Source organism: Algoriphagus halophilus (assembly GCF_041729275.1).
In the GTDB taxonomy this organism is placed as follows: domain Bacteria; phylum Bacteroidota; class Bacteroidia; order Cytophagales; family Cyclobacteriaceae; genus Algoriphagus; species Algoriphagus halophilus_A.
This window is the reverse complement of record NZ_CP146486.1, coordinates 1,927,353-1,939,636: the sequence shown is the minus strand read 5'-3', so window position 1 is coordinate 1,939,636 and position 12,284 is coordinate 1,927,353. Positions and strand designations below refer to the sequence as shown.

The 12,284-nt window shown below is 44.7% G+C and carries 15 protein-coding genes; all 15 read left to right on the top strand.

Features of this window, described 5'->3' with window-relative positions:
* The first annotated feature begins 123 nt into the window (after nt 1-123).
* The 15 genes from V8V91_RS10350 (at nt 124) to V8V91_RS10280 (ending at nt 12,245) form a co-directional block, all read left to right on the top strand.
* A complete protein-coding gene (locus V8V91_RS10350) occupies nt 124-1,113 on the top strand; it encodes a sugar phosphate isomerase/epimerase family protein (RefSeq protein ID WP_373399993.1) in 990 nt (329 codons plus the stop codon).
* Between the two features lie 24 nt (nt 1,114-1,137).
* Nucleotides 1,138-2,331, top strand: a complete 1,194-nt coding sequence (locus tag V8V91_RS10345) for a Gfo/Idh/MocA family protein (RefSeq protein ID WP_373399992.1) — start codon at nt 1,138-1,140, stop codon at nt 2,329-2,331.
* Nucleotides 2,332-2,370: 39 nt separating this feature from the next.
* A complete protein-coding gene (locus V8V91_RS10340) occupies nt 2,371-4,080 on the top strand; it encodes a GMC oxidoreductase (RefSeq protein WP_373399991.1) in 1,710 nt (569 codons plus the stop codon).
* Nucleotides 4,081-4,127: 47 nt separating this feature from the next.
* A complete protein-coding gene (locus V8V91_RS10335; RefSeq protein ID WP_373399990.1) occupies nt 4,128-4,844 on the top strand; it encodes a GntR family transcriptional regulator in 717 nt (238 codons plus the stop codon).
* Nucleotides 4,845-4,848: 4 nt separating this feature from the next.
* Complete coding sequence (locus tag V8V91_RS10330; protein WP_373399989.1) at nt 4,849-5,634, top strand: SDR family NAD(P)-dependent oxidoreductase; 786 nt, start codon at nt 4,849-4,851, stop codon at nt 5,632-5,634.
* Nucleotides 5,627-5,917, top strand: coding sequence for an FGGY family carbohydrate kinase (locus V8V91_RS10325; protein ID WP_373399988.1), 291 nt, complete (start codon nt 5,627-5,629; stop codon nt 5,915-5,917). The genes V8V91_RS10330 and V8V91_RS10325 overlap by 8 nt, the downstream gene beginning before the upstream one ends.
* Nucleotides 5,902-6,567 carry an ROK family protein gene (locus V8V91_RS10320; RefSeq protein WP_373399987.1) on the top strand — a complete coding sequence of 222 codons (666 nt, stop codon included), beginning with the start codon at nt 5,902-5,904 and terminating at the stop codon, nt 6,565-6,567. The genes V8V91_RS10325 and V8V91_RS10320 overlap by 16 nt, the downstream gene beginning before the upstream one ends.
* Nucleotides 6,564-7,352 (top strand): sugar isomerase domain-containing protein, encoded by a 789-nt coding sequence (locus tag V8V91_RS10315; RefSeq protein ID WP_373399986.1) that lies wholly within the window; start codon nt 6,564-6,566, stop codon nt 7,350-7,352. The genes V8V91_RS10320 and V8V91_RS10315 overlap by 4 nt, the downstream gene beginning before the upstream one ends.
* A 2-nt stretch (nt 7,353-7,354) precedes the next feature.
* A complete protein-coding gene (locus V8V91_RS10310; RefSeq protein WP_373399985.1) occupies nt 7,355-8,209 on the top strand; it encodes an FAD-dependent oxidoreductase in 855 nt (284 codons plus the stop codon).
* A complete protein-coding gene (locus tag V8V91_RS10305; protein WP_373399984.1) occupies nt 8,175-8,720 on the top strand; it encodes an FAD-dependent oxidoreductase in 546 nt (181 codons plus the stop codon). The genes V8V91_RS10310 and V8V91_RS10305 overlap by 35 nt, the downstream gene beginning before the upstream one ends.
* Nucleotides 8,721-8,744: 24 nt before the next feature.
* Nucleotides 8,745-9,485: a phosphotriesterase gene (locus V8V91_RS10300; protein ID WP_373399983.1), complete on the top strand. Its 741-nt coding sequence runs from the start codon at nt 8,745-8,747 to the stop codon at nt 9,483-9,485.
* A gap of 14 nt (nt 9,486-9,499) precedes the next feature.
* On the top strand, nt 9,500-9,700 hold the full coding sequence (locus V8V91_RS10295) for a hypothetical protein (protein ID WP_373399982.1): 201 nt from the start codon (nt 9,500-9,502) through the stop codon (nt 9,698-9,700).
* A 76-nt stretch (nt 9,701-9,776) separates the two neighbouring features.
* Nucleotides 9,777-11,165 (top strand): Gfo/Idh/MocA family protein, encoded by a 1,389-nt coding sequence (locus V8V91_RS10290; protein ID WP_373399981.1) that lies wholly within the window; start codon nt 9,777-9,779, stop codon nt 11,163-11,165.
* A gap of 49 nt (nt 11,166-11,214) precedes the next feature.
* Nucleotides 11,215-11,574 carry a hypothetical protein gene (locus V8V91_RS10285; RefSeq protein WP_373399980.1) on the top strand — a complete coding sequence of 120 codons (360 nt, stop codon included), beginning with the start codon at nt 11,215-11,217 and terminating at the stop codon, nt 11,572-11,574.
* Entirely contained in the window at nt 11,571-12,245 is a 675-nt protein-coding gene (locus V8V91_RS10280; RefSeq protein WP_373399979.1) for a hypothetical protein, read from the top strand. Before V8V91_RS10285 ends, V8V91_RS10280 begins: the two co-directional genes overlap by 4 nt.
* The last annotated feature ends 39 nt before the right edge of the window (nt 12,246-12,284 follow it).

Sequence of the window (12,284 nt, the reverse complement as noted above, 5' to 3'; positions counted from 1 at the left end):
GTGTGTTTAATCGGTACATACGCCCAAAAATTTCCAGAGTCAAATGACCAAAATCATTTACATCTTTCAGGAAATAGTTTTATGGCTTGTGTTCATTTCTAAATATAAAAATTTTTTCACAACTTGTCTATACAAGTTGAATTTTCTAAATTGATGGCAGGAATAAATGATAATCATCCAGGTATGGCCAGAAACCCAATGAATAACAGGAGGAAATTCCTTCAAAAGACGCTCGTACTATCATCAGGTGCGCTGTTGATGCCAACTATGATGCACGGTTTTACAAAGGTGGATAGCAAAAAAATCCCAGTAAACGGTCACCTATGGGTGTATGCCAGTAAGTTCCCACCGAATTGGGATGCCTATCCAGATTTGGAAAAAGTTTTTGCAGACATGAGCTACGCAGGTTTGGACGGAGTTGAGTTGATGGAGTCCATTTTGAGGCACGAGGATTCGGTAAAAAGGTTGAAGAAATATTCCAAGAAGTATAAAATCGCAGTTTCAGGTTCATCTTACGGAGTTGGATTAGCTATGTGGGATGCGAGTCAATATCAGAAAATCGCGGATGATCTGGCGATTGTTATTCCCCGACTTGCCAAAGTGGGAGGTAAGACTTTTGGCGTTTCAGTAGGTGAGGCAGACCATCTGAAAACAGAATCAGAATTGGATGCGCAAGCTAAAATTCTAAAGGAGCTGATGAAAATCTGCGCAGACCACGGCATCGAGCCCAATCTCCATAATCATACCTATGAGGTTAAAAATGACTTACATGATCTGAAAGGAACCCTGGCAAGAATTCCCGAAATCAAGTTGGGTCCCGACTTGAATTGGCTGATTCGGGCTGGAGTCGATCCTGTAGAGTTTATTAATACTTATGGCAAGCAGATCGTCTATCTCCACATCCGGGATCAATACGACAATGGGGAATGGACCGAGTACCTCGGTCAAGGCGATACAGATTTTAATAGAATCGCCAAGGCATTGGAGGCGCAGGGATTCAATGGACAGGTAGCCATAGAGCTAGCATTTCCTGGTGAATTTACTCCCGTCAATCCGCTGAAGGAAGATTGGAAAATGAGTAGAGAATTTATACGAGAAACATTTGGCTGGTAAGGCCAGCATTAAACCCAAAAAACCATGAATATCGCAATGTTAGGATCGGGATTTATCGCCCGTTTTTATGCCACTTCTTTACATGCTCAGCGAAGAATTGACCGAGTCACGATGGTGTATTCCAGAGACAAGGAAAATGCTTCACGCTTTGCCTCAGATTTTGGATTGGAGTATTATACTGACAATATGCAGGAAGCTATTTCCCATCCGGATATCGATGTGGTGATGATTTCTCTGCCAAACCATCTGCATGAGGAAGCTGTAGCTGCTTGTGCTGCAGCAAAGAAACATGTACTCTGTACGAAGCCACTCGGGCGAACTGCCGCCGAGGCAAAAAGAATGCTCCAATTGGTAGAAGACTCAGGAATCTTTGGAGGCTACTTAGAAGATTTGTGCTACACCCCCAAGTTTCTGAAATCCCTCGAAAGTGTAAAATCTGGGTCAATCGGAAGAGTTTTGTGGACCAAGTCAAGGGAAACTCATCCCGGTCCCCATAGTGATTGGTTTTGGGACAAGGAGAAATCAGGAGGTGGTGCAATGATTGATTTGGCCTGCCATTGCATTGAGATAGGAAGAAATTATATCGGAAAGCATGTAAAACCGGTCGAAGTGATGTGCTGGGCCGATACCCAAGTTCACCCGATAGATGCAGAGGACCATGGCATCGGATTGATCAAATACGCCAACGGGGCAATTAGCCAATTTGAGGTGAGTTGGTGTTTTCGGGGAGGCATGGATTTGCGGGATGAGGTGATGGGTTCAGAGGGGACAATTTGGATCAATAATTTCCTGAGAACCGGATTTGAGACTTTTACTACAGGTGCTGGGGAAGGCTATGTGGCTGAAAAGGCTGAGGTGAACAAAGGCTGGCTTTTTCCAGTAGGCGACGAAGCACATGAATTGGGATATCCGAATATGTTTACGGACATGTTCTCGGCAATTGAGGAAAACCGCCAGCCGCAGGAAACTTTCTATGATGGCTATGTGGTCAATGCAATTTTGGATGCAGCCTATAAGTCAGCAGAGACCAAACTTTGGGAACCCGTGATTTTGGAAGATTGGAGAGGGGATGAAGGGGTTAGCTATGAAAAAGGCAATACTTCTTACGATGCCGACCATTTTTTGATCAAAGAAGAAAAGCTTCCCAATGGAGATTTGAAGTTGATCTTAAGAAACAAGAAAACAGGTGAAATGTCTCAGAAAGTAAAGTACTCCTAACCATTACTGATAAATCTTAGAACCAAAATGCCAGCACCCTTGAATAAAAATATCAACTTAAATATCCAAGCCAAAGCTCAAAATACCTTTGATGCAATCGTCATAGGCTCTGGGATCAGTGGTGGATGGGCTGCCAAAGAACTGTGTGAGAAAGGCTTGAAAACTTTGGTGCTGGAGAGAGGGAGAAACGTAGTCCATATCAAGGATTATCCTACCGCAACTACACCTCCTTGGCAGTTGGAACATAGAAACCAACTGACTCAGCAGCTTCGAGAAGAAAACCCAATAGTCAGTAAATGCTATGCCTTTCAGGAATCCACGGCACATTTTTTTGTAAAAGATAAAGAACACCCATACATACAGACCAAACCCTTTGATTGGATCAGAGGCTATCAAGTAGGTGGCAAGTCTTTGACTTGGGGACGATGGACTCAGCGATGGGGAAAGCATGATTTTGAAGCCAATGCCAAAGAAGGGATTGCCGTGGACTGGCCAATTCGCTACCAGGATATCGATCCATGGTATAGCTATGTGGAGCGTTTTGCAGGAATCTCCGGCAATAGGGATGGTCTACCACAGATCCCTGACGGAGAGTTTCAGCCTCCTATGGAGATGAATTGTGCGGAGGATTATTTCAAAAAGTCTCTTCAGAAAAATTATGACGACAGGCACCTGGTCATTTCTAGAACGGCGAATCTTACCAAACCACTTCAAGGGCGAGGACCCTGTCAATATCGAGATCTTTGCTATAGAGGATGCCCTTTTAGTGGGTATTTCAGCAGCAATTCTGCCACATTGCCTGCAGCAGAGAAAACAGGCAATTTGACTCTCAGACCTTTTTCTGTTGTACATTCTATCCTTTACGACAAGGAAAAAGGAAAAGCCACAGGCGTACGGGTGATTGATACCAATACCAAGGAAGAAATGGAATTCTATGCCAAAATTATTTTTGTGAATGGATCTACGCTAAATTCTACTTTGATTCTGATGAATTCTATCTCTGATCGTTTTCCCAATGGTATGGGGAATGACAGCGGAGAACTTGGTCACAATTTGATGGACCACAATTACAATGGTCGGATCACGGCCGAATTGGAGGGTTTTGAAGACAAGGTTTTTTATGGAAGAAGGCCCACTGGAACCTATATGCCAAGGTTTAGGAATTTCGGATCAGATAAGCAATCCTCTTTTCTTCGAGGCTATTCTTATGCGGCAATCGGGGGACGTGGGAGAGGCGTTGCTGGCCAAGGAGATGAGTTGGGCGCACAGCTGAAAGATAGGCTTACCCAATGGGGACCCTGGAGTATGACCATGTTTGGTATGGGTGAATGCCTGCCTTACCACGAAAATCATGTTGCGCTAAGTAAAGATCAGGTCGATGACTGGGGCATGCCTTTGTTGGTGATTGATGCGGAATACAAGCAAAATGAAAACACTATGACCGAGGATATTGTCGCCAGTGGAGTGGAGATGCTGGAAAAAGCCAATTTTAAAAATGTAAAAGGTGAGATCCAAAACCGAACTTTTGGTTTTAATATCCATGAAATGGGAACAGCCAGGATGGGTAGAGACCCTAAAACCTCCGTGTTGAACGGCAACAACCAAGTCTGGGGAGCAGAAAATGTATTTGTCACGGATGGAGCCTGTATGACTTCGAGTGCCTGTCAAAATCCTTCCCTTACCTATATGGCCTTGACGGCTAGAGCGGCAGATTTTGCGGTGGCAGAACTCAAACGTCAAAATCTCTAAATAGAAAATGAACACCACAAAAATGCGAATAGCTCTACCTTCTTGATATGAAAAAACTGAAAGAAACAGCCAGATATCTGACGGTACAAAAAGACCTCAGGCGCTCCATTATCGAGGGTAAATATAAGGTGGGTGATCTATTGCCATCGGAAAATGAATTGTGTTCCAAATATGGAATTGCAAGGATGACGGTAAGGAATGCCTTGAGCAATCTTGAGTCGGAGGGCTTGATCGAGCGGCAGAAAGGAAAGGGCAGTATCGTCAAACTGAAGCGGAAAAGTATTGAGTTGCTTTCCATCAAAGGCTTTACCGAAATCATGAAATCAAGGGAGAGCAAGATCGACACTGTGTTCCTCCAGAAGCCAGTTCTTTTGGATTGGGAAGATGATTTTTATTGGCCTTTGAGTGAAGCTGAAATCGCCTCAAAATGCATTTACCTCAAACGGGTTCGGATGTCTGGCGAAAAGCCCATTATGATGGAAAAGACTTATTTATCCAATATGGATTTGGCTAATTTTTGTAAAGAGGAATTTATAAACAAGTCGCTTTTCGATACGTTGATCGTCAACCACGATATTGAGATGACTGGTGTGGTACAGAAGTTTCGGGCAATACCCGCGAATGCGGAATTAGCTGATTCACTTCAGTTAAACATAGGAGCGCCGGTGCTAGAAATCATCCGGAAACTGACCACGAACCGAGAAGGATTCTTTGTCTACTCTTTCGCCTACTGCAATACAGACGATTTCACCATAGAAGCTTAAGGATATGAATTTTCAAAATACGACATACATAATTATGGGAGGAACAGGTGGAATGGGACTTTCATCCGCTTTAGCGCTCAAGGCTCAAGGTGCCAAAGTTCTGGTCGTGGGAAGAACAGAGCAAAGCTGTCAAGAAGCACTACAATCTTTGGGCTCTGATGCTTTGGCCTTGGCTGGAGATGCTTCTGAGCCTGAAACAATCCAAAAAGCCATCGTGATGGCACATTCGAATTTTGGTACGATCACCGGCCTTTTTCATGTGGCAGGTGGCAGTGGAAGGAAATTTGGAGATGGGCCCCTACATGAATTGACTTTGGAGGGTTGGAATAAGACGCTTGACATGAATCTTACCTCGCTGATGCTTTCCAACAGGGCGATGATCGAATATTTCCTTTCCCATAAAAAAGCAGGTATGATCCTAAATATGGGGTCTGTATTGGGCTATTCGCCTTCACCCAAATATTTTGTAACCCATGCGTATGCTGCGGCAAAGTCTGCTGCAATTGGATTTACCAAATCCATCGCAGCCTATTATGCCTCTCATAATATCTGTGTGAATCTGATCGCGCCAAGCTTGTTTGAAACACCAATGGCCCAGAGAGCAATGGAGGATGATAAAATCCAGCATTTTCTCAAATCCAAGCAACCACTGGATGGTGGAAGACCCGGCAAACCAGAAGACATTACGAATGCGGTGCTGATGTTTTTGGCTCCGGATTCCAACTTTATTACAGGTCAGGTCCTGGCGGTAGATGGGGGTTGGGCAATCTCTGAAGGGCAATATGAATAATGATGAGGGAATAGAAATGTATTACTTAGGCATTGATATAGGCGGAACACACACCAAGGCGGTTGTCTTGGACGCACAGGGAGAAGTGATTGAACAAAGGAAATTAGAGACCGAGGATTCTGCCCTAAACCCTGAAATATGGAAGTCAAAAATCTTTGGACTCATTCAATCAAAAACAGACGAATTAGCAAATGGAGATTCTTCGAAACTACGTTGTGGGATTTCAGCTCCGGATTGGCAGATGGGGGAAATACGAAAATCCTCTATATGCCGGAGCGGCTGAAGGGTATTGAGAATTTGGATTGGTCCAAGGAATTGGGCAGGGAAGTTACGGTCCTTAATGATGCACATGCCGCTTGCCTTGCCGAGTACTATGGCTATTTCCAGTCTCAAAACATCAAAAATATGCTTCTGCTCACTTTGGGAACCGGAGTAGGTGGAGGTGTGATCATCAATGGGGAATTGTATCAGGGGGCAATGCAGCGGGCTGGACACTTTGGTCATACGACGGTAGATCACATGGGGAATCCTACCATGACCAATATGGTTGGTAGTTTGGAATATGCCTTTGGGAATTTCTCGGTCAAGGAGAGAACACATGGTCAGTTTGACTCAGTGAAAGACTTGGTTGCAGCATATCATCGTGGAGAGACATTGGCGACTTATTGGTGGCTTTCTTCGGTACAGAAACTAGCAACTGCCTTAGCTTCCTTAACGAATGCTTTTGCGCCGGAACTTATCGTTATTGGAGGAGGCATAACAGCAGGTGCAGGTGATTTATTGATGAAACCTTTACAGGAATTTCTTCCACTTTATAGCTGGTCGCCGGACGGTAGTTTGCCAGCAATCAAAGCCGCCCACTTTCAAGGATATGCAGGAGCAATGGGCGCAGCTTTTTATGCCAAATCAAAATTTAAAACAAACCAGAAATGAGTTATACCAGAGAATATTTACAAAAAGGAAGGGATATAATCGACCAAGTCCAAGCGCAGGAGCCCGTTATTCAGGAAGTTGCAAAGCTTTTTGCTGATTCGATCCTGAAAGGAAGAATGGTCCATTTGTTTGGCTCGGGCCATAGTAGGATCATGGTGGAGGAAATGTGGCCGAGATATGGTTCATTTCCAGGGTTCAATCCAATCGTGGAGCTATCTCTATCTTTTCACAATCTCGTGATCGGGAGCAATGGTCAGAGACAGGCGATGTTTCTGGAGAACGTGCCGGGTTTTGCTCCAAGGATTCTTCGAAATTTTGATATCAGCCCAGAGGATACAGCTTTGATTATTTCATCTAGCGGTTGCAATGTGGTACCTATAGAAATGGCCGAGGAACTGCAAAAGCGTAAGGTAAAAGTCGTGGCTTTGGTGAGTAGCAAGCATCTAGAAGGAAGCACATCCAAAAGAGCCGACGGGAAGAAATTGACGGATTTTGCAGATTATGTGCTGGATACCGGTGCACCTCTTGGAGACGCGATGATCTATGTGGATGGCATGGATACGCCAGTTGCGCCAGGGTCTACGCTTGGCGGGGTGCTGCTGATCAATACGGTAAAAGCCGAAGTAGCAAACCTACTCCAGCAAAACGGTAAAACTCCAAAGGTCTTAAGTAGTGGTAAGATCATCGGTGACAAACGCGCGGCAGAGCTATTTGAAGCGGCTTATGATGAGCACGCACACAACATGGCGAAACTGTATCAAAATGTGGGTCCCCAAAACTTCTAGCCATGGAATTTTCCTCCTCAATTTCTAGAAAATACCAAACGGACATCCTCGTGATCGGTAGTGGGAGTGCTGGTTCGGTTGCAGCCATAGCAGCTGCTCAGGGTAAATTCAAGGTGACGCTGGTAGAACGTTACGGCTTTGCCGGAGGCACATCTACCCAAATGCTGGACACCTTCTATGGTTTTTTCACTCCTTCGGAAAGCCCCAAAAAAATTGTGGGTGGTATTCCGGATTGGGTGGTGAATGAGTTGAATAAAAGCGGGGATATTTTCCTTCGCCCAAATACCTATGGTGCAGGAACCGGAGTGAATTACAATCCTGAAAAGCTCAAGGAAATCTGGGATAGGCTGCTTATAAAAAATGGCGTTGAATTATTATTTCACTCCACCTTGGTAAGTGTAGAAAAGACCGGTGAACGATCAGTCTGTGTGTTTTTCCACAAGGGCATAGGATTCTTTACCATTACCGCAAAGCGGGTGATCGACGCCTCAGGGGATGCGGATTTTTGCCACTGGGCAGGTTTGCCTTATGAAAAGGCCGGTGAGCTTGAGCCAGCCCAAAGTATGACAACGACATTTCGTATGTCCAATGTGGATTTGGAGGCATTTGAGGCAGCAGGAGGGAAAAAGATGCTGAAAACAAAAATGGGTGAAGCTTATGACTCAGGAACACATCCCTTACCAAGAAAGGAAGGATCTGCGCACGAGATGTGTCAGCCGAAGTGCATTTCTACAGTGGCCGTAAAAGTCGTGGATTTTGATCCCTTGGACCCAGAGGGAATTACAAAAGCTGAGATCGAAGGACGTAGGCAATCCTTTCTATTTGAGGATTTTTCAGAGCAGAAGTTCGGGATATGAAGACTCCAAAATCATTGGTCTTTCCCATCAAATCGGAGTGAGAGAGACTAGACGGGTTTTTGGGGAATATCGATTGACCAAGGAGGATTGCATGGAAGCAAAGCAGTTTGAGGACCAGGTTTTCCTTTGCGGAGCACCGATCGAAGATCATAGAAAAGGAGCCGATGGAAGCTCTGAAACGTATTGGCAGTATGTACCTGCAGGGGGATCTTATGGTGTTCCCTACCGGACGTTGATCCCCAAAGAGAGTATGAATACCTGGGTGGTGGGTCGTTGTTTCTCAGCTACTCATGATGCACATGCTTCCTGTAGATCCATGGCCCAAACGATGAGCATGGGGCAGGCGGCGGGTTTTGCTGCAGTTCAGTCGCTCGAAAAAGACTGCGACGCAAAAGGAATAGCTATCGGCGAACTACAATCAACCCTGCTTGGTAGGGGAGCGATTCTGGAACTTCCGACTCAAGTCGCCGATACTTCCAGAAACGGTTGGTCAAACAATTTGAAACTATGAAATCGAGTATGAAACGATAATCCTATGAAAAAGCCATTCTTCAGAAGCGTTTTAGGTGATGTGGATTCCGATGAGATGGGGTTCACCTATTCTCATGAACATATAGTGATCGAGGACAGTTACCCTACAGCCTCTCATCCAGAATTCTTGCTCAATGACGTAGCAAAGATCAGCTCCGAATTGAAGGAGTTTTATTCGATGGGTGGAAGAACGGTGGTAGATACCATGCCTTCGAATTGTGGGAGAAATCCATTAAAGCTCGCTGAAGTCAGTCAGAAAAGCAGTGTCAATATCATTGCGCCAACGGGGATTCACCTCGAAATCTATTATCCTGAAACGCATTGGAGGTATTCCTACTCAGAGGATCAATTGACAGATTTGTTTATCGCGGATATTCAGGAAGGGATTGACCAGTTCGACTATTCAGGACCTATTGTAAACCGAACCTCCCATCAAGCTGGCCTGATTAAGTTGGCCACAGGGGATGAAGCGTTTTCTTCCCATCAGGAGAAGATATTCAGAGCGGTGGTCAATGCCCATTTGGAGACAGGTGCGCCGATTTTGACCCATACCAATTTTGGCCGACAGGCACTGGAACAGGCCAAGTTTTTTGAAAAGCTGGGAGCCAAGCTGGAGCATGTGGTATTATCCCATGTGGATCGGGCAAAAGACATTGCCTACAACCGGGCTGTGCTGGATGTGGGTGTAAACGTGGAGTACGATTCTGCTTTTCGCTGGAAAAAGAAGGGCCTAACCATACTTTGATCCTATTGGAAAATTTGCTTCCAGACTACCCGGATCAGATTACACTGGGAATGGATATGGCGAAAAATGCGTATTGGAAAAACTATGGAGGAGAACCGGGATTAGTCTATCTGATCGAAACGATTCCCGCTTTTCTGAAGGAAAGAGGAATGGAAAAGTACTTGGAAAACCTATTCCTAAGTACTCCAAAACGCTTGTTTTCCTTTTTCAAATAAAGATTGTCTTTCCAAAAGGCTATCAGAATAATTGAGAAATCATTTAAAAAATATTTAACTCTTAAACCCAATAACTATGAAAAATCAACGCAGAGAATTTCTCAAAAAAGCAGGAGGAAGTCTTGCTTTGGCTTCGGTTGGAACCAGTCTTGCGAGTTCGGCTTCTGCCAAAACCTTTCTTTTGCAATCCGATATTAAATCCCAGGCCAATGATAAAATCCGAATTGGACTTATCGGAGCGGGGATTATCGGGCATTACGATACCGATGCGGCTTTGACTATAGATGGGGTGGAGCTGGTAGCAGCTTGTGATCTGTACACCGGAAGGTTGGACTATGCCAAGGAAAAGTGGGGAAAAGATCTTTTCACCACTAGAGACTATCGAGAGGTTCTTGCCAGACCGGACATTGATGCAGTGCTGGTTTGTACTCCGGATCACTGGCACCAGCGCATTGCGATAGATGCGATGAAGGCTGGTAAACATGTGTATTGTGAAAAACCGATGGTGCAGCGAATTGAAGATGGCCAGGCGATTATCGATGCGCAGAAAGCAACCGGGAAAGTCTTACAGGTTGGAAGTCAGCGGGCATCCTCCGTGGCTGTCTTGGAAGCCAAAAAAGTCCTACAATCCGGCGTGATCGGAGATTTGACTTTTGTGTCTGCCTATTGTGACCGAACTACAGCAAATGGTGCCTGGAACTATTCCATTCCAACCGATGCCAGCCCAGAGACCGTTGATTTTGATACTTTCTTGGGTTATGCACCAAAAATTCCTTTTGATGCCACCCGTTTTTTCCGATGGAGAAATTATAGCGACTACGGTACGGGAGCAGCAGGTGATTTGATCGTTCATTTGCTGACTACAGTTCATGCGATTACAGATTCCAAGGGGCCAAATAAAATATTCAGTGCCGGAGATTTGAAATATTGGAAGGATGGAAGGGATGCGTATGACGTGATCAATGCGCTCATGACCTATCCAAAGACCGATCAGCATGATTCTTTTCAAGTGACTACCCGTGTCAACCTTTGCGATGGAGAAGGAAAAGGAGAGTTTGGGCTTAAGCTAGTGGGAACAAATGGGGTAATTACCATAGGCTGGAATGACTATACTGTCCAAACCCTCAAGCGTGATCCGGCACCTGGTTTTGGAGGATACGATTCCTTTACCAGTTTTTCTGCCGAAGAAAAGAAGGATTTCAAAAAATGGTATGTAGATAAATATGGAAGCGAAAAGGGTGGAGGTTTCAACAGGAATGAACCTATAAAATTCGAAGCGCCGCAAGGATATGATGATCGGGTTGATCACATGATCACCTTTTTCAACGGAGTAAGAACAGGTTCACCAATTTTGGAGGATGCCACCTTTGGACTTAGAGCTGCTGCGCCGTCCATAGCCTGTAATCTTAGCATAGCGCAGGAGAAACCTATTCTTTGGGATCCTGTGGGGATGAAGTTGGTGTAGTAGATTGAAAACACCTTGAAATAATCAATCAAGGATAAAAAAGAAAGCAATGAGAATAAATTATTTGGCCAGTCTACTTATTGTGATAGTAGCTTCTCTATTAGAAATACCCGCATACTCCCAGAGTCAGCTGATCATCTCTGATCTGGGTAAAAACTACGCATGGAAAGAGCAGAAATTGAGGCCAGGATTATATTTCCATATTCCTTCAGAGCTTGTGAATCATGGCAATACGAGCATCCGAAATGAAGCGGAAGCATCATTGGTATGGAAGGGAAGTCCCGATAGTAACGGATTTGGTTATTTTCAACGAAACAGGGACATGGGACAGGTTTTCAATGTGCCGGAAGGGAGAATGTTCAGCTTGATGCATTGGTTTTACGAACTTCCAAAGGAGAAAACGCCATGATGGCAGGAGCCCCGAATGCAGAAATGTATGTGGTCTTTTTCGAAGTAAAAACCAAAAAGGGGCAGGAACTGAGGATCAATGAAAATGGAACCAGTAAAGGAGATTTGGCTACTCATGGTTTTGATCATCAATTGAATCGCTGCGATGACTTTATAGAAGGAGATGAATATGTATTTCTACATAGAGCTTCAGGCGGAGTTTTGCCAGAAATGCCCGTGACCACCCATCCGGAATATAAGCGGGAAGGAAAGCTTTCGGGAGAGCAGGATGGACACCTCAGGTACATTAGATTTGATTTCCAGGGAGATTCAGAGCTGGTCCTAGAGGCTGGTAAGCGGTATGCTTTTATGGTAGGATTTGCTGAGCCAGGAAAGGATCGGGGAATCGCTTGGTCCATCAGTACCGAGGTACACCAAAAGGAGAAAGCTGAATTTGTGCGGGATGAAAATGGCATGGTAAAATGGGGAATACGGAGGGAAGGAGATGGAAGTGTACCACCTACGATGATCCAAAACTCCCAACCTCCAACAGATCAAAAGCAATACCGTAAGCTGGTCAGTGAGTCACTTTTTCCGTCAACCCATTTTGAAACTCTTAAACCGACCACAGATGGCTATCCGGATGTAGATACTTATCGAACCATGGAATTCTACCTGGAGTTGAAAAAATAGTGTTTATCACATTGGTAGAAAGGTTGTTAAGGATTAGTA